21 protein-coding genes are annotated in these 21,354 nt (G+C 63.5%); 9 read left to right on the top strand and 12 right to left on the bottom strand.

The window, feature by feature from the left end:
• Nucleotides 1-21 precede the first annotated feature (21 nt).
• The 3 genes from TO66_RS00465 to TO66_RS00455 form a co-directional block, all read right to left on the bottom strand.
• Nucleotides 22-486, bottom strand: coding sequence for an inhibitor of vertebrate lysozyme family protein (locus TO66_RS00465; protein WP_044460466.1), 465 nt, complete (start codon nt 484-486; stop codon nt 22-24).
• Between the two features lie 2 nt (nt 487-488).
• Nucleotides 489-653: a DUF1328 domain-containing protein gene (locus TO66_RS32135; RefSeq protein ID WP_003177151.1), complete on the bottom strand. Its 165-nt coding sequence runs from the start codon at nt 651-653 to the stop codon at nt 489-491.
• Nucleotides 654-728: 75 nt separating this feature from the next.
• Complete coding sequence (locus TO66_RS00455) at nt 729-1,019, bottom strand: hypothetical protein (RefSeq protein WP_044460465.1); 291 nt, start codon at nt 1,017-1,019, stop codon at nt 729-731.
• A 436-nt stretch (nt 1,020-1,455) separates the two neighbouring features.
• Between TO66_RS00455 and algB the strand changes: the two genes are divergently transcribed.
• Together algB and TO66_RS00445 are read left to right on the top strand one after the other, a co-directional pair.
• Nucleotides 1,456-2,802 (top strand): sigma-54-dependent response regulator transcription factor AlgB, encoded by a 1,347-nt coding sequence (gene algB, locus TO66_RS00450; RefSeq protein WP_044460464.1) that lies wholly within the window; start codon nt 1,456-1,458, stop codon nt 2,800-2,802.
• A gap of 10 nt (nt 2,803-2,812) precedes the next feature.
• On the top strand, nt 2,813-4,600 hold the full coding sequence (locus TO66_RS00445; protein WP_044460463.1) for a KinB sensor domain-containing domain: 1,788 nt from the start codon (nt 2,813-2,815) through the stop codon (nt 4,598-4,600).
• Here TO66_RS00445 and TO66_RS00440 read toward each other — a convergent pair.
• The 7 genes from TO66_RS00440 to TO66_RS00410 form a co-directional block, all read right to left on the bottom strand.
• Nucleotides 4,597-6,222 (bottom strand): EAL domain-containing protein, encoded by a 1,626-nt coding sequence (locus TO66_RS00440; protein WP_044460462.1) that lies wholly within the window; start codon nt 6,220-6,222, stop codon nt 4,597-4,599. The two genes, TO66_RS00445 and TO66_RS00440, sit on opposite strands and share 4 nt — an antisense overlap.
• Nucleotides 6,223-6,294: 72 nt before the next feature.
• A complete protein-coding gene (locus TO66_RS00435) occupies nt 6,295-7,074 on the bottom strand; it encodes an N-acetylmuramoyl-L-alanine amidase (RefSeq protein WP_044460461.1) in 780 nt (259 codons plus the stop codon).
• Nucleotides 7,075-7,179: 105 nt separating this feature from the next.
• Nucleotides 7,180-9,348, bottom strand: a complete 2,169-nt coding sequence (locus tag TO66_RS00430) for a GGDEF domain-containing protein (protein ID WP_044460460.1) — start codon at nt 9,346-9,348, stop codon at nt 7,180-7,182.
• A complete protein-coding gene (locus tag TO66_RS00425) occupies nt 9,345-10,223 on the bottom strand; it encodes an endonuclease/exonuclease/phosphatase family protein (protein ID WP_044460459.1) in 879 nt (292 codons plus the stop codon). Before TO66_RS00425 ends, TO66_RS00430 begins: the two co-directional genes overlap by 4 nt.
• A gap of 14 nt (nt 10,224-10,237) precedes the next feature.
• Complete coding sequence (locus TO66_RS00420; protein ID WP_044460458.1) at nt 10,238-10,867, bottom strand: thiol:disulfide interchange protein DsbA/DsbL; 630 nt, start codon at nt 10,865-10,867, stop codon at nt 10,238-10,240.
• A 194-nt stretch (nt 10,868-11,061) separates the two neighbouring features.
• Nucleotides 11,062-11,667 (bottom strand): cytochrome c, encoded by a 606-nt coding sequence (locus TO66_RS00415; protein WP_044460457.1) that lies wholly within the window; start codon nt 11,665-11,667, stop codon nt 11,062-11,064.
• Nucleotides 11,668-11,712: 45 nt separating this feature from the next.
• Nucleotides 11,713-12,003: a cytochrome c5 family protein gene (locus tag TO66_RS00410; RefSeq protein ID WP_044460456.1), complete on the bottom strand. Its 291-nt coding sequence runs from the start codon at nt 12,001-12,003 to the stop codon at nt 11,713-11,715.
• A gap of 191 nt (nt 12,004-12,194) precedes the next feature.
• On the opposite strand from TO66_RS00410, the gene yihA reads away from it, so the two are divergent.
• On the top strand, nt 12,195-12,836 hold the full coding sequence (gene yihA, locus TO66_RS00405; protein ID WP_044460455.1) for a ribosome biogenesis GTP-binding protein YihA/YsxC: 642 nt from the start codon (nt 12,195-12,197) through the stop codon (nt 12,834-12,836).
• 414 nt (nt 12,837-13,250) lie between these two features.
• Here yihA and polA read toward each other — a convergent pair whose 3' ends face one another.
• Entirely contained in the window at nt 13,251-16,064 is a 2,814-nt protein-coding gene (gene polA, locus TO66_RS00400) for a DNA polymerase I (RefSeq protein ID WP_044460454.1), read from the bottom strand.
• A gap of 74 nt (nt 16,065-16,138) precedes the next feature.
• On the opposite strand from polA, the gene TO66_RS00395 reads away from it, so the two are divergent.
• Both TO66_RS00395 and TO66_RS00390 read left to right on the top strand, forming a co-directional pair.
• Nucleotides 16,139-16,426 carry a DUF2782 domain-containing protein gene (locus TO66_RS00395; RefSeq protein ID WP_044460453.1) on the top strand — a complete coding sequence of 96 codons (288 nt, stop codon included), beginning with the start codon at nt 16,139-16,141 and terminating at the stop codon, nt 16,424-16,426.
• Nucleotides 16,427-16,488: 62 nt separating this feature from the next.
• Nucleotides 16,489-17,439 carry a homoserine kinase gene (locus tag TO66_RS00390; RefSeq protein ID WP_044460452.1) on the top strand — a complete coding sequence of 317 codons (951 nt, stop codon included), beginning with the start codon at nt 16,489-16,491 and terminating at the stop codon, nt 17,437-17,439.
• 59 nt (nt 17,440-17,498) lie between these two features.
• On the opposite strand, the gene TO66_RS00385 is transcribed toward TO66_RS00390, so the two are convergent.
• Nucleotides 17,499-18,428: a zinc ABC transporter substrate-binding protein ZnuA gene (locus TO66_RS00385; protein ID WP_044460451.1), complete on the bottom strand. Its 930-nt coding sequence runs from the start codon at nt 18,426-18,428 to the stop codon at nt 17,499-17,501.
• Between the two features lie 57 nt (nt 18,429-18,485).
• On the opposite strand from TO66_RS00385, the gene zur reads away from it, so the two are divergent.
• The 4 genes from zur to TO66_RS00365 are packed head-to-tail and all read left to right on the top strand — an operon-like array spanning nt 18,486 to nt 21,285.
• Entirely contained in the window at nt 18,486-18,968 is a 483-nt protein-coding gene (zur, locus tag TO66_RS00380; protein WP_044460450.1) for a zinc uptake transcriptional repressor Zur, read from the top strand.
• On the top strand, nt 18,968-19,753 hold the full coding sequence (gene znuC, locus TO66_RS00375; protein WP_044460449.1) for a zinc ABC transporter ATP-binding protein ZnuC: 786 nt from the start codon (nt 18,968-18,970) through the stop codon (nt 19,751-19,753). Before zur ends, znuC begins: the two co-directional genes overlap by 1 nt.
• Complete coding sequence (znuB, locus tag TO66_RS00370; protein WP_044460448.1) at nt 19,746-20,534, top strand: zinc ABC transporter permease subunit ZnuB; 789 nt, start codon at nt 19,746-19,748, stop codon at nt 20,532-20,534. Before znuC ends, znuB begins: the two co-directional genes overlap by 8 nt.
• Before the next feature lie 37 nt (nt 20,535-20,571).
• Nucleotides 20,572-21,285 (top strand): PA5502 family lipoprotein, encoded by a 714-nt coding sequence (locus TO66_RS00365; protein WP_044460447.1) that lies wholly within the window; start codon nt 20,572-20,574, stop codon nt 21,283-21,285.
• Nucleotides 21,286-21,354: the final 69 nt, after the last annotated feature.

Genomic DNA, 21,354 nt, shown 5'->3' with positions numbered 1-21,354 from the left:
CGAACCTTTCGCCCAGCCTGCTCAGTACCAGTTCGGGTCCTTTTTCAGCTGCTCCTTGAGCAAGCCCTGCATGCCGGGGTCAGGCTTGCCGAGAAAACGGTACTCGGCGTGCCGCGTCGGCGACTTGTCCGCGGGCAGGCCCGCCGGCACCTCGACCAACATGGCATAGGCGTCTTTCTTGTCGAAGCTGAACGCCACGATCAGGCGCTGGCTGCGACAGGTCTCGCGGGTTTCACACAGCGGGCCGACCAGATACTGCTCGCCGTCTTCCGCCACCGCGTTCATCTGTTCTGCGTCGCCGGACAGGTTCATCACCCATTCCGGCAGCCGCTCCTCTTTCTCGATGACTTCCTGCCAGGTCTTGCGGTACTGCGGGTCGGTGTTCAACAGCTCGTTGGCCCGGGTCTGACCGTCGTTGGCCGCCATCGCCGTGGCCGCGCCGCCCAGCAGCAGGGCGGCGGCCAGTGGTTTGAAGAAAGCGCTCATATTCAGCCTCGACCGCGGCGGCCAAAGAAGAAGGAAGCGATGAACATCACCAGGAAAACGACAAAGAGAATCTTGGCGATCCCCGTGGCGGTGCCCGCGATACCACCAAAGCCCAGTACGGCGGCGATGATGGCGATGATCAGGAATGTGATTGCCCAGCTCAACATGGTCATTCTCCTTAATACGCTTCTATTTAGAGGTACTGCCCGGCCGGCCCGGCATTCGCGCGCCAGCCGTCCTGCCTAGAACACCCAGCGCTCCTGGTACGGAGCCACGACCACAGGCTGAGCCTGGTCGGACTCCGTCAGGAACATCGGGGCGGAATCTGCAAACCGGGTGCTGACGGCACTGAAATGGGTTTGGGTACTGTGATAAACCGGCAACCTTGCGGTGTTCTGTTGCGATGGCTCCTGCTCCCAGCGCGCAAACTGCTGGCCACCAATCAGGGTCACCAGCAAGGCCAGGCTGGCGAACAACCCTTGCTGCAAACGCAAGGGTGAAACAGAGAATTGAGTGAGACGTTGGCGATTCATCCTGAAGCTCCTCCCACCTGAGTCATTGTTCTGAGCTCTTACGGCTCGATCAGAAAAGTCTGATGAGATCATTGCAGCCTGCATGCCACTTTTTTATTTACAAATAAACCTAATAAAAACAATGGCTTAATTGAATATCCTGCGATCTTCCGGCGTTCATCCTGCACGATGCCCGTTAGAGCATCGTGCGAATTGCACGAACCTCGGCGAAACGACGCGGGAAAAAACCTCAGGAACCGCCGCCCAGGGCATCCACGAGTCGCAAAAAAATCGCGACAAGCTGTTAGAAACGGATAAACCCTATTATTTTCAATCGATTAGCAATCACGCTCGGAGAGGACTAACCTGCACGCGGTGGAATCGATCAAGATTGACCATGCAACTTGCCCGATTTTTCCGGGACTAAATAAGATCACTCACTTCAGGAGACGCGGACATGGAATCAGCACCGGAAAATCAAGGCCGTATCCTTCTGGTGGACGATGAATCCGCAATCCTGCGTACTTTCCGCTACTGCCTGGAAGACGAGGGCTATACCGTCGCCACCGCCAACAGCGCAGCCCAGGCCGACGCCCTGCTCCAGCGCCAGGTATTCGACCTGTGTTTCCTCGACCTGCGCCTGGGCGAGGACAACGGCCTGGACGTACTGGCGCAGATGCGCATCCAGGCGCCCTGGATGCGCGTGGTGATCGTCACCGCCCACTCCGCCGTCGATACCGCGGTGGACGCGATCCAGGCCGGCGCCGCCCACTATCTGGTCAAGCCGTGCAGCCCCGACCAGTTGCGCCTGGCCACCGCCAAGCAACTGGAAGTGCGCCAGCTCTCGGCCCGCCTGGAAGCCCTGGAAGGCGAGGTGCGCAAACCCAAGGACGGCCTGGACTCCCACAGCCCGGCCATGAAAGTGGTACTGGAAACCGCACGCCAGGTGGCCGGCACCGACGCCAATATCCTGATCCTCGGCGAATCGGGCACCGGCAAGGGCGAACTGGCCCGGGCCATCCATGGCTGGAGCAAGCGCGCCAGGAAATCCTGCGTGACCATCAACTGCCCGTCGCTGAACGCCGAGCTGATGGAAAGCGAACTGTTCGGCCATAGCCGCGGAGCCTTTACCGGCGCCAGCGAAAGCACCCTGGGCCGGGTCAACCAGGCCGATGGCGGCACACTGTTCCTCGACGAGATCGGCGACTTCCCGCTGACCCTGCAACCCAAGCTGCTGCGGTTCATCCAGGACAAGGAATACGAACGGGTCGGCGACCCGGTGACCCGCCGCGCCGATGTGCGCATCCTCGCCGCGACCAACCTCAACCTCGAGGACATGGTGCGCGAGGGGCGCTTTCGCGAGGACCTGCTGTACCGCCTGAATGTGATCACCCTGCACCTGCCACCGCTGCGCGAACGCAGCGAGGACATCCTGACCCTGGCCGACCGCTTCCTCGCGCGCTTCGTCAAGGAATACGCCCGTCCCGGCCGCTGCTTCAGCGACGAGGCCCGAGAAGCCATGCTCAACTATCGCTGGCCGGGCAATATCCGCGAACTGCGCAACGTGGTGGAACGCGCCAGCATCATCTGCCCGCAGGAGAAAGTGGAGATCAGCCATCTGGGCATGGCCGAGCAACCCGCCAACAACACCCCGCGCATCGGTGCCGCCCTGAGCCTGGACGAACTGGAGAAAGCCCATATCGGCGCGGTGCTGGCCACCAGCGATACCCTCGACCAGGCTGCCCGGACGCTCGGCATCGACGCCTCGACGCTGTACCGCAAACGCAAACAGTACAACCTGTGAGCCGCCCCGCATGAAGCTGGCGATGAAACTGCGCACGCGGCTGTTCCTGAGCATCTCGGCGCTGATTACCGTGGCGCTGCTCGGCCTGCTGCTCGGGCTGGTCAGCGTCATGCAGATGGCCAAGACCCAGGAAGCGCTGATCCGCAATAACTTCATCACCCTGGACCTGGGCCTCAAGCTGCGCCAGACCCTGGGCGACCAGTTGATCATCATGCTCAACCACCACCCCGACCGCACTGCGCTGGAGGAATCCCGGCAGCAGTACCTGGCCCTGCTCGACCAAGGCATCGTGCACGAGCGGCAGAACAACGTGCACAACGGGTTTGTCCAGGCCCGTGAGGACTACCAGCGCTTCTTCGAAGCCTTCGAGCGGGCCGACGAAAGCGCGGCGGGGGTCAATGGCAACACGGAACTGACCCAGCGCTTCAATACCCTGCGCAATGGCCTGATCGGCGAGCACAAGCAGGCCCTGGACAATATCAACGACATCGAACACCAGGCCCGCGATCGCGCCCTGCTGATCGCCGGCCTGCTCGGCCTGGTCGGGCTGGCGGTGCTGATCATCGGTTTCATCACCGCCCACGGTATCGCCCGGCGCTTCGGCGGCCCTATCGAAGCCCTGGTCAAGGCCGCCGACAAGATCGGCCAAGGCAACTTCGACGTGACCCTTCCGCTGTCGTCCTCCGCCGAGATGAACCTGCTGACCCGGCGCTTCGGGATCATGGCCCAGGCCCTGCGCGAGCATCAGGCGACCAATGTCGACGAACTGCTCGCCGGCCAGCAACGCCTGCAATCGGTGCTCGACAGCATCGACGACGGTTTGCTGATGATCGACCGTCAGGGCTGCCTGGAGCACCTCAACCCGGTGGCCCAGCGACAACTGGGCTGGGACGAGGCGCGCCTCGGACAGGGCCTGGGCAGCGCCCTCGAACGCCCGGAGCTGGACGAACAGCTACAACTGGTACTGCGCGGCGGCAACCTGGAGCGGGCCCCGGAAGACCTCAGCATCGAGGTCGATGGCGAATCGCGCCTGCTGACGTACAGCCTGACCCCGGTCAGCCATCCCCAGGGGCATATTCTCGGCGCGGTGATGGTGCTGCACGACGTCACCGAACAGCGGGCCTTCGAGCGGGTGCGCAGCGAGTTCGTGTTGCGCGCCTCCCACGAATTGCGCACACCGGTGACCGGCATGCACATGGCGTTCGGCCTGTTGCAGGAGCGCGTGCATTTCCCCGAGGAATCCCGCGAAGCCGACCTGCTGAACACCGTCAACGAAGAAATGCAGCGGCTGATGCAACTGATCAACGACCTGCTGAACTTCTCGCGCTACCAGAACGGCCTGCAGAAACTGACCCTGGCGCCCTGCATCCTCGAAGACCTGCTGGAGCAGGCGCGCAACCGCTTCATCGGCACGGCCACGACACAAGGCATCGAGCTGCTGGTGGAAATACAGGCGCCGCTGCCACGCCTGCACGCCGATCGCATGCAACTGGAACGGGTGCTGGACAACCTGATCGACAACGCCCTGCGGCATACCCCCCGTGAGGGCGCGATCCGCCTGCAGGCGCGGCGGCATGGCGAACGCGTCATCATCAGCGTCGAAGACAACGGCGAAGGCATCGCCTACGGGCAACAGGGGCGGATATTCGAGCCCTTCGTCCAGGTCGGGCGCAAGAAAGGCGGGGCCGGCCTGGGCCTGGCGCTGTGCAAGGAAATCGTGCAACTGCATGGCGGGCGCATGGGCGTCTATTCGCGGCCGGGGCAGGGCACGCAGTTTTATCTGGCCCTGCCGCTCTAGGCTTCTTCATCCAGGCGGCGTGGCCCCGGGCGGCGGTGCCCGCGGGCGATCAGGTCGATGAACTGCACCGCGCTCAATGCCCGGGCAAACAGCCAGCCCTGGCCGAAACGCACGCCTTCACTGCTCAACAGCAGCGCCTGGTCCTCGAACTCGATACCCTCGGCGATCACCTTGAGCTGCAGCGCATGGGCCATGCGAATAATGTGCGGGGCCACGCCACTGCTGGCCGCGTCATGCCCCAGGGCATCGACGAAGGCCTTGTCGATCTTCAGGCAGTCCACCGGCAGGGTCTGCAGATAAGCCAGGCTGCAATACCCCGTGCCGAAATCGTCGATCAACACCTGGTGCCCGACATCCCGTAAAGCCTGCAGGTTGTTCCGCGCGACCACCACATCGATCAGCCCGCGTTCGGTGACCTCGAACGCGATCTGCCGCGCCGCCACCCGATGCAACGCCAAAAGGCGCGCCATGACCTTGCCGATGCGCGGCACCATGACGTCGCATGCCGCCAGGTTGACCGAGATATACAGGTGCGGGTTGGTTCGCAGCAGATGCCCCAGCTGTTCGAGCAGGCGCTGCAGGACAAAATCGGTGATCGGGCGGATCTGCCCGGTGTCCTCCGCCATGGGAATGAACAGTTCCGGACTGGTCAGGGAGCCATTCGGACGCCGCCAGCGCAGCAGCGCTTCGGCCCCGACGCACTGGCGCGTATGCAGATCGAAGATGGGTTGATACAGCACCTGCAACTCGCCGCGATGCAGCGCCCCCTGCAACTCGGCGCCCAGGGACTGGCGCTGCCGGACCAGTTGAAAGACCAGCCCACCGATGAACAGCGCGAGTGCCAGGCTGCCGGGCACCAGCCACCACCAGTCGTCGAACATTTCCTGTTGCATGCTGGTACGCGGGGTGACGAGGACCAGCTGGTATTCCGGGTTGGTGGTCGGCATCCGGTAGATCAGCTGGCTCTCGGTTACCTGCAATGGATTGCCGCCGCTCGGCGGTGCCGGCTCGGCCGGCGGCCAGGCCAGCGTCTGGCCCAGCACCGGGATCGCCTGCTTGCCGTGGTCGAGCACCACCATCAGGCTGCTGCCGGCTGGCAGGTCGACCATATCGGTCAGGTGTCCGCGCGAGGTCGCCACCCGGAAACTGCCACGCCCGAGCATCAGCACCGCGCGATTTTCATTGGATTCGCCGGAGGTGTTCAGCCAGTAGCTGTAGGTCGGGCCGCGAATGTCCGGCGGCCGCACCATGGTCAGGTTGTCCTGGCGCGGCCAGTTGGTGCATGCCTGGTAGGCATCGACGTAAGCCGCCTCATAAATGAAGCGATAGCTGAAGCTGACCTGTTGCAGGATTTCGATCATGCCGGCGCTGCATTCGCGCAGCGGCTGCTCCTCGAGCACGTCCAGCCCCTCGCGCAATTGGCCGAACAGCTGCTCCAGGCGTTCGAGAAAACGCTCGCCGCGGGCATTCATCTGCTCGCTTTCGCGCAGCTGCACCTCATGCATCGCAATGCCCAGGCTCGCCGCCAACAGCAGCATCGCGCTCAGCACAGCCGCCGCCATCGCCAGCAGCCAGGGGCGATAGAACCAACTGCGCAGGGGTTCGCGGGCGGGCGACATCATTGGATATCCGAAGGTTACCAATGAGTTATAGCTACTGATGGAGAAAAAGCCCTGACCGCCGGGCGGGCGTCATTATTTTGTCTGGTTGAGAACCTGCAGGATCGCCGCGCTTTCCGCGTCCGGCTGACCGTCGAAGCGCGACGGCCGGTAATGCATCTGGAACGCCGCCAGCACATGCCGGGTCGCGACATCCAGCTGGCCGGTCTGCGGGGTTTCATAACCCAGGCGCGCCAGTTCCGCCTGGAACCAGGAGATGCTCGGCAACTGGGCGGCGTAGAACGCTTGCTGACGGGCTACCGCCTGGGCATTGGGCCACAGGCCGAGCCCGGCTTCGGCCAGGCGCTTCCAGGGGAACATCGGGCCCGGGTCGAGCTTGCGCAAGGGAGCGATATCGCTGTGGCCGATGATGTGCCGGGGCGAGATGTTGTTGCGCTTGCTGATGTCCTTGAGCAGCACGATCAGGTTCTGGATCTGCGCTTCGCTGTAGGGATACCAGACGCGACCGGTAGGCAGGTCGCGAAAGCCCGGGTTGACGATCTCGATACCGATGGAGCTGGAGTTCAGCCAGGTGCGACCTTGCCACTGGCTCTCGCCGGCATGCCAGGCGCGGTATTGCTCGTCCACCAGCTTGTAGATGGTTGCCGCCTTGTCGTCGCCGATCAGGTAATGGCTGCTGACCTGGCCGTGGGTCAACAGTTGCAGCGAGCGCTCCATCGAGGCGGAGGTGTAGTGCACGACCACGAACTGCACCCGCCCATCGAAGTTGACCGAAGGGTGGCTGGTATCGATGCGCGGGCCGCTGGCACAACCGGCGAGCACGAGAAGGGACAGGGCGAGGGCAAGGACTTTCATGATGGAAGGCAGTACGCTGGGGAAAATAATGCAACAGTGTAACGTACTGCCTGAGCGTGAAAACGGCCAAAACGCCGGTTTATACAAAATTGAACAAATTACCCTTCAGCCCAGCTCCACCCGATTCCGTCCCGAATTTTTAGCCCGGTATAACGCCTGATCGGCTCTTTTGAGCACCAGATCGCTGTGATCGCCCGGTTTGAAGGCGCTCATGCCAATCGACATGGTGATCGTCACCCGCTCGCCCTTGAAGTGGAACGGACAGGCTTCGATGGCGGCCCGCAGGGTTTCCGCCAGGCGCGCACCGACCGGCCATGATGTGTTTGGCATCATCAGCACGAACTCTTCCCCGCCGAAACGGGCGATGAAATCGCTGCCGCGCAGGCGCTTGCGCAGCACGCTGGCGATGATCTTCAGCACTTTGTCGCCGGCCAGGTGCCCATAGTTGTCGTTGATGGCCTTGAAGTGGTCGAGGTCGAGCATCGCCAGCAGCAAGGTATTGCCGTGCTGCTGCCACTGCGCCACTTCCTGTTCCAGGCGCTCGCCCCAGGCTGCGCGATTGGGCAGCCCGGTCAGCGGGTCGATCAGCGCTTTCTGCCGCTGCTCCTCAAGATGCTCGCGATACCCCTGGGCTTCCTGCTCCATGCTCGACACTCGCTCGGCCAGGCTTTGCAGGCGGGCCGCCACTTCCTTCTCCCGCTCGTCGCGCTGCTTCTGGTGCTGATCCATGGTACCGAGCAGGCCTTCCAGATGGCTTTCCAGCACCTGTTTGAGGTCGTCGAGGTCGGCGGCTTCCTGGACGCTGCTTTGCAGGCCATCCACCTGTTCGCGGATCTGCGTGTCCATGGCCCGCGCTGCGGAATGGCTGTCGGCGTGGCCTTCGCTGGCTGCCTGCAGATTGCTCTGGAAGGATTCCAGCCGTTCGTTGAGGTGCTTGAGGTAGGTCTCGAACTCATGCTGACCGCTGTCGGTGATCGCCAGCATCAACACCGCAAGATCGTCGAGGATCGGCAGCAATTCATACCAGTTAAGCCCATGCTGCAAGCGATCGCGCATGGATTCGGCCTGTGGCCGGTGGCGCTCGGGCAGGCTCAGGTCGTCCAGCAGACCGAGCAGGGTATGTTCGATATGCTTGGCCACCGAGCTGTAGGACGGCTCCGGCGAATCGGGCAGGGCATACAGCACATCCGGCTCGCCGGACTGTGGGTTGGCCGCCGCCAGCACCTCGGCCATGGCCGCTGGCAACGGCAGGCGATCGAGCAGCACAGGCGCCGGAGCGACCTGCGCCGGCGCGGCGATGATCAATTCGTCCGGGTTACTGGCGGCAACCGCTGCTTCGGCGGCCGGAGACGGCTCCGATACGGACAGTTCGACGGGTTCGGGCTCTGCCGGCACCTGCACAGGCGGTGCATCCGGCGCCTGGGGCGCAAGCTCGACGGGGACGGTTTTCTCCGGCTCGAGTACCGGCGGCACAAAGGCAGTGACCGGGGGCGAGGTCGGGGCCGCGGCGGCTTCCTCGGGCAGAGGCTGCGGCAGGATTTCCGGTTGCGGCGCTCGTGGCAGGCTGTCAGGCGCAAGGGCTGGCTGGACCGCAATGGGCGATTCCAGGGCCGGCGCCTCGGCCAATGGCAGGGGCCTGTCCTCGATCTGCGGCGCAGGCGCTTCAAGCATTTCCGGCGGCCGTACCGCAGCCGGGCTCGGCGCCGCCACAGGGGGCGCGGTTACCGCCGGCGCCGTCGCTTCATCGGCGTCCCGCCCGCCGAACAAACGTTGCAGCAGGCCAGGGCGACTTGGCTCCTCCGGGCTCTCCAGCTGGCTCAGCGCCTTGCCTTGCAGGCTGCTCAGCTCGCCCAGCAACAGCGGAATTTCCCGGGCCTGGCCGACACGGCCATCCAGCTGCTTGGCAAAGCTTTTCAGCGGTCGGCTGACGTCACGCGGCAGCGGCAGTTTCTGCAACTGGCTGACCAGCGACGTCAGCGCCGTGCTCATTTGCTCGACACGGGTTTCGCGACGCTGCTCGGAATCCAGCACGGCTTTTTCCAGGCGCGGCAACAGGGCCGCCAGGGCCGCGTCCATGTCGTCCGAGCGCACCACTTCGCGCATTTCCTTCATGCACTGGTCGACAGCGCGGTCCGTGCCTTCGGCCGCCAGGGTGCTGCGGACCAGGCCACGACGCAGGAGGTCGAGGCGGGCATTCCAGCGCCGCTCGAGTTTTTCCTGTTGTTCGATACTTTTGAGGTATTTCTCTTTCCAGCGCTGGGCGTCGTCGCTCATTCATGGGATCCGCGAGGGGCAGGACTCAACGCGGGCAATGCATCGGCCGTGAGCGAACCCGGCAGACGAATCTCTACCGCGACCGGCAGGTGATCGGAAATCGGCTGGGCCAGTACTTCGACCCGTTCCAGCGTCAGGCTGGGGCTGAGCAAAATATGATCGAGACAGCGTTGCGGGCGCCAGCTGGGAAATGTCGCTTCCAGTTGCGGGGCCAGCAGGCCGAGGTCGCGCAATGGCGAATGTTCCAGCAGGTCGCTGGCATGGGTGTTCATGTCGCCCATCAGCACCTGGTGCTTGTAGCCGCCGATCATCTCGCGGATATAAGCCAGCTGCCGGGTACGGGTACGCGCGCCGAGGGCCAGGTGCATCATCACCACCACCAGCGCCTCGGGACCATCGCCGAAGCGCAGAAGAATCGCCCCACGGCCCTTGGGGCCCGGCAACGGGTGGTCCTCTATCGCCCACGGACGCAGGCGGCTGAGCACGCCGTTGCTGTGCTGCGCCAGGCGACCGAGGTTGCGATTGAGTTGTTGATACCAGTAGGGGAAGGCCCCCAACTGGGCCAGGTGTTCGACCTGGTTGACGTAGCCTGAGCGCAGGCTGCCGCCATCGGCTTCCTGCAGGGCGACCAGATCGAAGTCGCCCAGCAGGTCGCCGATCTTTTGCAGGTTATTGGCGCGCCCGTTGTGCGGCAGCAGGTGCTGCCAGCCACGGGTCAGGTAATGCCGATAACGCTCGGTACTGATACCGACCTGGATATTGAAGCTGAGCAGCCGCAGACGACTGTCTGCCGGCAGGCCAGAGGACGCTACATGATGTTCGTTGACCCGCGGATCATGCAGGCCAACGATGCGTTCCGAACCCCAACGTCGCATGGCTGGGAACTCGCTTACTTGGCCGCTCGCTCTTTGGCGATCAACTGGTCGGCGACGCTCAGGGCGCCCTCGGGACCACCGGCGGTGCCCAAGTCGAAGCGGTACTTGCCGTTGACGACCATGGTCGGTACGCCGGAGATCTGATAGGCCTGGGCCTTCTTCTTCGCGTCCTCGACCTTGCCTTTGACGGCGAACGAGTTGTAGGTGCTCAGGAACTTGTCCTTGTCGATACCTTCGCCAGCCAGGAACTCGGCCATTTCCTCTGGGGAAGCGAGTTTCTTGCCGCCATGGATGGCTTCGAATACGGCCTTGTGCACCTTGTGCTCGACACCCATGGCTTCCAGGGTGATGAACAGCTGGCCATGAACGTTCCAGATACCGCCGAACATGGCCGGGATACGTACGAAATTGACGTCGGCCGGCAGCTTCTCAACCCAGGGGTTAATGGTCGGCTCGAAGGCGTAGCAGTGTGGGCAGCCATACCAGAACAGCTCGACCACTTCGATCTTGCCAGGCACCGCAACCGGAACGGCGCTGCTCAGCTCTACATATTGTTTACCGGCTTCGAGGGGCTCGGCGGCTTGAGCGGTCATGCCAAACAGGCTGGCGGTGACGAGAGCGGCGCTGAGAATCAGATTACGCATGCTTTACTCCTGAACAAGTAAGGTCGCCTCGCGCGACCTGTTTTCGGACAGGTCATGGCGGGCTTGAGTTCGCTAGTGTAGCGGCAGACGCCATAAAAAAGGGCGGCCTGGGCCACCCTTTATGCTTTCATCGACAGATTAATCAATCATTAACGTTGCGCAGGATAGACCCTTTCGCAACATGATCGCCGGCCTCAGTGCAGGCCCTGGATGTAGCTGGATACAGCCTCGATATCCTTGTTGCTCAGCTTGGCGGCGATGCTGCGCATGATCATGGTGTCGCCGTCGTTGGTGCGGTTGCCTTCACGGAAGTCGGTCAGCTGCTTGGCCACGTACTGAGCGTGCTGGCCGCCCAGGTGCGGGAAGCCGGCAGCGGCGTTGCCCGTGCCATTTGGCGAGTGGCAGCCGGTGCAGGAAGGCATGCCTTGATCCAGCTTGCCACCACGGAACAGTTCTTCACCGCGAGCCACGACTTTCGGATCCGCCGCGCCGACGCTGCCTTTCTGGCTGGCGAAGTAGGCGGAGATGTCAGCCAGGTCCTGATCGCTCAGGTTGGTCAGCAGGCCGGTCATTTCCAGCACCTGGCGCTTGCCGGACTTGATGTCGTGCAACTGCTTGTTCAGGTAACGCTCACCCTGACCCGCCAGCTTCGGAAAGTTAGGCGCCATGCTGTTCCCATCCGGACCATGGCAAGCACCACACACAGCGGCTTTCGCCTGACCGGCAGCAGCGTCGCCTGCAGCATGGGCGACACCTGTGATGCCCAAGGTCAACAGCAGACTCACGAGTAATTTGTTCATCAGCTAATCCAACTACGGCTAAGGGTTAAGAGTTATGGACCGGGATCACTCGCTCATCCAAAGGATGATGGCTCGGTAATCCTCGGCACTGCAGTCCATGCACAAACCACGCGGCGGCATCGCCTTGAAACCCTGGGTCACGTGTTGCACCAGCGTCTCCATACCTTGCGCCAGTCTTGGCGCCCAAGCTCCCTGGTCTCCCTTGCGGGGAGCCGTTGGTAGTTGGCCGGAATGACAAGCCCCACAAACACGGTTGTACACGGCTTCCGGGTCCTGTGTAGCCTGAGCGCTGTAAAGCGGCATCAGGAGACCGGTAGCCAGCAGCCATTTCGTCATAAAACGACCTTTTCAGGGTTGAGAGCGTGGTGCGTTCTAATGCGCAATCAAGGTCTGTCGCTCTCGTGAACTTCATCCTACGCTGGGACAAAGCGCACACAAAATCTGCGGCATTATATACTGGCGTCACTGAAACGGAAACGACACCGCTTGCCGCGCCCATTCCCGGCACCGCCCCTATCGGAAATCCCATGCAACTGAAAAACCCCATTCTTGGTCTGTGCCAACAGTCCACTTTCATGCTCAGCGCCGCCAAAGTCGATCAATGTCCGGATGACGAAGGCTTCGAAGTGGCCTTCGCCGGGCGTTCCAACGCCGGCAAGTCCAGCGCCCTGAATACCCTGACCCACGCCAGCCTGGCGCGCACCTCGAAAACCCCGGGTCGCACGCAGCTGTTGAACTTCTTCAAGCTAGACGACGATCGCCGTCTGGTCGACCTGCCAGGCTACGGTTATGCAAAAGTGCCGATCCCGCTCAAGCAACACTGGCAGCGTCACCTGGAAGCCTACCTGGGCAGTCGCGAGAGTCTGAAAGGCTTGATTCTGATGATGGACATCCGCCATCCGATGACCGACTTCGACCAGCTGATGCTCGACTGGGCCGTCGCCAGCGGCATGCCGATGCACGTCCTGCTGACCAAGGCCGACAAGCTGACCTACGGCGCAGCCAAGAACACCCTGCTCAAGGTGCAATCGCAAATCCGCAAGGGCTGGGGCGACAACGTCACCATCCAGCTGTTCTCCGCCCCCAAGCGCATGGGCCTGGAAGAGGCCTACACCGTACTGGCCAACTGGCTGGAACTGACCGACAAAGCCACCGAAACCGAGGCCTGAGAAAGGAAGGCAAAAACTGTCTGTGGGATGATCAGGCAAGGCAAAAGCGCGGCCCGAAAGCGGAGTTTACTGGCTGTAAATGAGCATTTCGGGCCGCGCTTTTAACGCAGCATGGTCATTCCACAGGCAGTTTTGGGGCAAAAAAAACCCCGGACTTCGTATGGGGAGGGGAAGTTCGGGGTCCAAGTTCCGGACCGCTAGGGCGAGGTCCAGATATCTGCCAACACTTAACACAACATAGGAGCATCGAAAGGCTTCACCAGCCATTCAGTTACTCTGAGTGGGCCTGCCCCGATTAAGTTCCGGGAGCCGGCAAAAACTATTGGCAATAGTGGATGAAGTTTTTTGCACTAAAGCGCCTGGCGGGCTCTTCTGCCGCGGCACTATGTCGCGGCAGAAAGCCCCCGTCTCGCCTCAGTGCGCCTCGTCCCAGTTGCTGCCCACCCCGACTTCGACCAGCAGCGGCACATCCAGGGTCGCGGCGTTGCTCATATAGCCGCGGATCTCCTCGCTCACCTGGGCCACCAGATCTTCGCGCACCTCCAGCACCAGTTCGTCGTGCACTTGCAGGATGACTTTGGCATCCAGGCCCGAGGTCGCCAGCCAATTGTCCACCGCCACCATTGCCTTCTTGATGATGTCGGCCGCCGTACCCTGCATCGGCGCGTTGATCGCCGTACGCTCGGCGCCGGCACGCTCCTGTGGCTTGTTGGAGTTGATCTCCGGCAGGTACAGGCGACGCCCGAACAGGGTTTCCACATAGCCCTGGTCCGCGGCCTGGGCACGCGTGCGGTCCATGTATTCGCGCACGCCGGGGTAACGGGCGAAGTAGGTGTCGATATAGGCCTTGGCGGTCTTGGTATCGACGCCGATGTCCTTGCCGAGCTTCTGCGCGCCCATGCCGTAGATCAGCCCGAAGTTGATCGCCTTCGCGCTGCGGCGCTGATCGGAGCTGACGTTCTCGAGGTCGACCTTGAACACCTCGGCGGCCGTCGCCGTGTGCACGTCGAGGTTGTTACGGAAAGCATTCATCAAGCCTTCGTCGCGGGACAGGTGCGCCATGATCCGCAACTCAATCTGCGAATAGTCCGCCGCCAGCAGCTTGTAGCCCGGCGGAGCGATGAACGCCTGGCGGATGCGCCGGCCTTCGGCGGTACGCACCGGGATGTTCTGCAGGTTCGGATCGCTGGAGGACAAACGCCCGGTGGAGGCCACCGCCTGATGGTAGGAGGTGTGGATCCGCCCGGTACGCGGGTTGATCTGCTCCGGCAGGCGGTCGGTGTAGGTGCTCTTGAGCTTGCTCATGGAGCGGTATTGCATCAGCACCCTGGGCAGCGGGTAGTCGTCCTCGGCCAGCTTGGCCAGCACCTCTTCGGCGGTGGACGGCTGGCCCTTGGCGGTCTTCTTCAGCACCGGCAGGCCGAGCTTGTCGTAGAGGATCACCCCCAGTTGCTTGGGCGACCCCAGGTTGAATTCCTCGCCGGCAATCTCGAAGGCTTCGCGCTCCAGCGCCACCATCTTGTCGCCCAGCTCGATGCTCTGCACGCCCAGCAGGTCGGCATCCACCAGCGCACCCTGGCGCTCGATGCGCGCCAGCACCGGCACCACGGGCATTTCGATATCGCTGAGCACACTGGCCAGGCTCGGGATCGCCGCCAGCTTCTCGTGCAGCACCTGATGCAGGCGCAGGGTCACATCGGCGTCTTCGGCGGCATAGGGCCCGGCCTGCTCAAGGGCAATCTGATCGAACGTCAGCTGCTTGGCGCCCTTGCCGGCGATGTCCTGGAAACTCACGGTGGCATGGCCCAGGTATTTCTCCGCCAGGCTGTCCATGTCGTGGCGGGTGGCCGTGGAGTTGAGCACGTAGGATTCGAGCATCGTGTCGAAAGCGACACCACGCACGGTGATGCCATTGGCCTGATCGCCACCGATGGCGCAGTTGGCCAGGATGTTCATGTCGAACTTGGCGTGCTGGCCGACCTTTAGTTTTTGCGGGTCCTCCAGCAGCGGCTTCAACGCGCGCAGGACCGTATCGCGATCCAGCTGTTCGGGCGCGCCGATGTAGGAGTGGGTCAGCGGGATATAGGCCGCTTCGTGGGCCTCTACCGCGAAAGACAAGCCCACAAGCTGCGCCTGCTGGGCATCGATGCCGGTGGTTTCGGTGTCGAAGGCGAACAGCTTGGCGTTCTTCAGCTTCTCCAGCCAGACGTCGAAACGCGTCTGGTCGAGGATGGTTTCATATCGGGTTTCGACAACGGCCGGCACCGCGACCTCGACTTCAACCTCGACCACGGTCAGCAGATCGACCGCCGCTCCAGGCGTCGCGGCTTCGCTCAGTTCGAGGCGCTTGGCGTCGCGCTGCAGTTCGTCGAGCCAGCTCTTGAACTCCATCAGGCTGTACAGCTCGATCAGCTTGTCCCGGTCCGGCTCGCCCAGGTGCAGGTCATCCAGGCCGATGTCCAGCGGTACGTCGACCTTGATGGTCGCCAGCTGATAGGAGAGGAACGCCATTTCCTTGTGTTCCTCGAGCTTGGCCGGCAGGGTCTTGGCCCCGCGAATCGGCAGGCTCGGCACGATGTCGAGCTGGTCATACAGCTCTTTCAGGCCGCCGTTCACCCCGACCAGCAGGCCAGAAGCGGTCTTGGGGCCAATCCCCGGCACCCCCGGAATGTTGTCGGAGGAATCGCCCATCAGCGCCAGGTAATCGATGATCTGCTCGGGAGCGACGCCGAATTTCTCCTTCACGCCTTCCACGTCCATGCTGCTTCCGGACATGGTGTTGACCAGCGTAATGTGGCCGTCCACCAGTTGCGCCATGTCCTTGTCGCCGGTGGAAATCACCACCGGACGGTCAGCCGCCGCGCTGCTGCGGGCCAGGGTGCCGATCACGTCGTCCGCCTCGACGCCCTCGACGCACAGCAGCGGAAAGCCCAGGGCGATCACGCTGGCGTGCAGCGGCTCGATCTGGACGCGCATGTCATCGGGCATGCTCGGGCGATTGGCCTTGTACTCGGCATACATCTCGTCGCGGAAAGTCCCGCCCTTGGCGTCGAACACCACGGCGAACGGGCTGTCGGGGTACTGCTTGCGCAGACTCTTGAGCATGTTCAGCACGCCCTTGACCGCACCGGTCGGCATGCCTTTGGAAGTGGTCAAGGGCGGCAGCGCGTGGAAGGCGCGATACAGGTAGGACGAACCGTCCACCAGGACGAGGGGGGCTTGGCTCATGAGCAGGATCAACCTTTTCGGCGGGTCCGGCGCTAGAATAGCGGGACCGTTGACGACAAAGGGACAAGGTTATCATGCGCACACTAAATCGCTTGCTGCTGGCCAGCCTGATTGCAATCGTGCCGATGGCCGCGATTGCCGCGGAGGATGCGCCTTCGGCGGATCCGGAAGTAACCATTCGCACGGAAGGCGACAAGACTATCCAGGAGTACCGGCAGAACGGTTTCCTGTACGCCATCAAGGTCACACCGAAGGGCGGCAAACCCTACTTTCTGGTGCGCGCCGACGGTTCCGATGGCAACTTCATTCGTTCGGACCAGCCGGATATGCTAATTCCGTCGTGGAAAATCTTCGAGTGGTAAACCGCTCCTAACTTCAACCGGCGCTGGCTCGACAGCGGCGCCCGTACTGGCAGTTTTTAACCATGTCTGTGTTCACTCCCCTGGCTCGGCCCGAGCTGGAAACCTTTCTCGCCCCATACGGGCTCGGCCGCCTGCTTGACTTCCAGGGGATTGCCGCTGGTAGCGAAAACACCAATTTCTTCATCAGCCTGGAACAGGGCGAATTCGTCCTGACCCTGATCGAGCGCGGCCCGGTCCAGGAAATGCCGTTCTTCATCGAACTGCTGGACGTACTGCACGACGCCGACCTGCCAGTGCCTTATGCGCTGCGCACCACCGACGGCGTGGCCCTGCGCGAACTGGCCGGCAAACCGGCACTGTTGCAGCCGCGCCTGGCCGGCAAGCACATCAAGGATGCCAACGCCCAGCATTGCGCGCAGGTCGGCGAACTGCTCGGCCATCTGCACCTGGCCACCCGCGACAACATGATCAAGCGCAAGACCGATCGCGGCCTGGACTGGATGCAGGCCGAAGGTGGCCAGATGCTGTCCCATCTCGATGCCCAGGCCCGCGACCTGCTGCAACGGGCCCTGGATGAGATCAGCGAACAGAAGGCGAAAGTCCTCGCCTTGCCGCGGGCCAATATCCATGCCGACCTGTTCCGCGACAACGCGATGTTCGAAGGCACGCACCTGACCGGCCTGATCGACTTCTACAACGCCTGCTCCGGGCCGATGCTGTATGACGTGGCGATCGCCCTGAACGACTGGTGTTCCGATGCCGACGGCCTGCTCGACGGCGCCCGGGCCCGGGCCCTGCTGGGCGCCTATGCGGCGCTGCGGCCGTTCACCGCCGCCGAGGCCGAGCTGTGGCCGACCATGCTGCGGGTCGCCTGCGTGCGCTTCTGGCTGTCACGCCTGATCGCCGCCGAGTCCTTCGCCGGGCAGGACGTGCTGATTCACGATCCGATGGAATTCCAGCTGCGCCTGGCCCAGCGCCAGCAGGTCAGCACGCCGTTGCCGTTCGCCCTCTGAACGCATCGCGGGCAAGCCTCCGTAGGAGCGAGGCTTGCCCGCGATAGCGCCAGCAGCGGTTACAACGATTCCAGGCAGCCCGCCAGGTCGTTGCCCAGCTTCTCCAGCACCTGTTCATAACCCTGCGCCGTGGCCGGGGTATAGCCACCCAGCGCATCGAGTTCCGCCAACTTCACCGGCAGCCCGGCCACCAGGGTCTCGGCCAGGCGTGGGCGCAGGGGCGGTTCGCTGAACACACAGGTCTTGCCGACTTCCTGCAAACGCGTGCGCATCGCCGCGACATGCTGCGCGCCCGGCTGTACCTCCGCCGCGACGGCGAACACGCCCGCGTGCTTGAGGCCATACGCCTCTTCGAAATAGTCGAAAGCTTCATGGAAAACGAAATAAGGCTTGCCAGCGATCGGCGCCAAACGGGTTTTCAAGCGGGCATCCAGGGCATCCAGGCGCTTGTCGAAAGCCTTGGCATTGCTCTGGTAACGCGCGGCGTTGCTCGGGTCCGCCGCGCTCAGGTCGGCCGCCATGCGATCGGCGATGACCCGCGCGTTGGTCGGCGACAGCCACAGGTGCGCATCGAGGCTGCCCGGGCGGTGATCGTGGTCATGCTCATCGGCTTCTTCGGCGTGCGAGTGGTTATCTTCGGCGAAACGGCGCAGTTTCAGGCCCGGCAGATCCTGCACGGCCACCGACGGCAGGGTGCGCCCCTTGAGTACCCGCGGCAGGAAACTCTCCATGTCCGGGCCGATCCAGTAGAGCAATTCCACCGCCTGCACCTTGCGCACGTCGGAAGGGCGCAAGGCGTAATTGTGCGGCGAGGCGCCCGGCGGCAGCAGCACCTCGGGCACGGCGATGCCGTCCTGGACCGCGGCGGCGATCAATTGCAGGGGTTTGATGCTGGTCAGGACCCGCACTTCGGCGTGGGCCGGGCCGATCACGAACACGCTGGTGATAAAAGCGACAAAAAGGGCAAAAAGTCGGGACACGATGACCACTCGAAGAGGCGAGAACGGGTAACATAATAACGTCTCTCACAATTATCGTCGCCGCTCATGCCTAAAACACCCCTCGCCAGTCGCCCCCACGACCACTCTCACTGCGTGCACAGCGCGCTGTCCGAGGCCGATGTCCTGTGCGCGCGCCAGGGCCTGCGCCTGACCGCCCTGCGCCGGCGGGTGCTGGAGCTGGTCTGGCAAAGTCACAAGCCGCTGGGCGCCTACGACATCCTCGCCGTGCTCAGCGAGCAGGATGGTCGTCGCGCCGCGCCGCCCACCGTGTACCGCGCCCTGGACTTCCTCCTGGAAAACGGCCTGGTCCACCGGATCGCCTCGCTCAACTCCTTCGTCGGCTGCAACCACCCGGAACACGCGCACCAGGGCCAGTTCCTGATCTGCCGCGAGTGCCATGTCGCCATCGAACTCGAACAGAAGTCCATCAGCGACGCGATCGTCAGCAGCGCCCGCGACGTCGGCTTCGTCGTCGAAGGCCAGACCGTCGAAGTGGTCGGCCTCTGCTCGGCTTGCCAGGGGGCCTGATGAGCACTGCCTTGATCCGCCTCGACCAGGTCGCGGTGACCTTCGCCGGGCAGCCCGTGCTGGAGAATATCCAGCTCAGCGTCGAACCGCGGCAGATCGTCACCCTGATCGGCCCCAACGGCGCCGGCAAGACCACGCTGGTGCGCGCCGTGCTCGGGCTGCTCAAGCCCGACAGCGGCAGCGTCTGGCGCAAGCCCAAGCTGCGGGTCGGCTATATGCCGCAAAAGCTGCATGTCGACCCCACCTTGCCGCTGTCGGTATTGCGCTTCCTGCGCCTGGTGCCGGGCGTGGACCGCGCGGCCGCGCTGGCCGCGCTGAAGGAAGTCGGCGCCGAGCAAGTCATCGACAGCCCGGTGCAAAACGTGTCCGGCGGGGAAATGCAGCGCGTACTGCTGGCCCGCGCCCTGTTGCGCGAGCCGGAACTGCTGGTACTCGACGAGCCGGTACAAGGGGTGGATGTCGCCGGCCAGGCCGAGCTCTACAGCCTGATCACCCGCCTGCGCGACCGCCATGGCTGCGGCGTGCTGATGGTCTCCCACGACCTGCACCTGGTGATGAGCACCACCGACCAGGTGGTCTGCCTCAATCGCCACGTATGCTGCTCCGGCCACCCGGAACAGGTCAGCGGCGATCCGGCCTTCGTCGAGCTATTCGGCCAGAACGCGCCCAGCCTGGCGATCTACCACCACCATCACGACCACGCCCACGACTTGCATGGCTCGGTCGTCACCGGGCCGGTCGCCGGCCACGTTCATGTCCATGGAGATAGCTGCAAGCATGGCTGATTTTCTGTTCTACGCCCTGCTCGCAGGCCTGGCGCTGGCACTGGTGGCCGGCCCCCTGGGGTCCTTCGTGGTCTGGCGGCGCATGGCCTATTTCGGCGACACCCTGTCCCACGCCGCCCTGCTTGGCGTGGCCCTGGGTTTCCTGCTGGATGTCAGCCCGGCGGTGGCGGTAACCGTCGGCTGCCTGCTGCTGGCGGTGCTGCTGGTCACTCTGCAACAGCGCCAGCCGCTGGCGTCCGACACGCTGCTGGGGATTCTCGCCCCCAGCACGCTCTCCCTCGGGCTGGTGGTACTAAGCTTCATGCATGACGTGCGGATCGACCTGATGGCCTATCTGTTCGGCGACCTGCTGGCGATCAGCCCCGGCGACCTGGCGTGGATCCTCGGCGGCAGCGCCGCGGTCCTGCTGCTGTTGGTAGCCCTGTGGCGACCGTTGCTGGCGATCACCGTGCACGAGGAGCTGGCCAGGGTCGAGGGCTTGCCGGTGGCGTCTCTGCGCCTGGCATTGATGCTGTTGATCGCGGTGGTGATTGCGGTCGCGATGAAGATCGTCGGCGTGCTGCTGATCACTTCGCTGCTGATCATCCCGGCGGCTGCGGCGCAACGTCACGCCCGCTCCCCGGAACAGATGGCCCTGGGCGCGAGCCTGCTGGGCATGCTCGCGGTCGCTGGCGGGCTGGCGCTGTCGTGGTTCAAGGACACCCCGGCAGGACCCTCGATCGTGGTCACGGCGGCCGCCTTGTTTCTGCTGAGTTTTGTTCTGCCCCGTCGAGGGGTGTAGACTTGCTCGCTTTTTGCGCAATTAGAGAGTCGCAGGAATGAAGCCGTTCGCCTCCCGTTATCTGCTCCTTGTCGCATTTTCCCTGCTGCTGGGCGCCTGCCAGAGCACCCCGCCGGTCGAAGCCCCCGATGCCCGGGCCACGGCCCTGGCACAGCTGCAACAAAGTATCGCCAGCAGCGAGCTGGCCACCGCCGAAGACCAGCTCAGCGCCTTGCAGAGCCAGTCGCCCGACGATCCGCAGCTCGAGCAGTACCAGCGCCAGCTGGCCGAAGCCTATCTGCAACGCAGCCAGATCGTCCTGCAAAAAGGTGATGTCAACGCTGCCGCCACCGCCCTGAGCCGCGCTCGCGCGCTGATGCCCAAGGCGCCGGCCCTGACCGGCGGCGTCAACGGCGCCATCACCCAGGCCCGTAAAGCCGAGCTGGAAAAAGCCGAAGCCGCCCTCAAGGCCGCCGAAGCCAGGCCGGCCGCCAAGTTGATCGACCCGGCCGCCGAAAGCACCACCGTTGCGCTGAACCTGCGCGATATCAAGCAACTGCGGCGGCAACTCGATGCGATCGCCGCCGATGTGGTGAATTATCAGTGCGACGTCAGCATCCAGGCGCCGCGCACCGAAGACTACCCCTGGCTGAAGACCTTGCTGAGCAAGCGCGTGAAGAAGCTCGACGGGGCGTTCGACCTGCAGATCGAACGGCAGATCCTGCGCCACATCCCGGCCCAGATGGTCTTGACCCCACGCAAAGCCCAATAGCCTGCCGTGCGGGCGGCGCTACCGAGAAACCGTAGCGCCCCCATCGCACGCAAGCTGTGCTCCTACGGA

This window comes from Pseudomonas sp. MRSN 12121, from assembly GCF_000931465.1.
Taxonomy (GTDB): domain Bacteria; phylum Pseudomonadota; class Gammaproteobacteria; order Pseudomonadales; family Pseudomonadaceae; genus Aquipseudomonas.
Note: the sequence above shows the minus strand (reverse complement) of the source record. Positions and strands in the feature narration are given on the sequence as shown.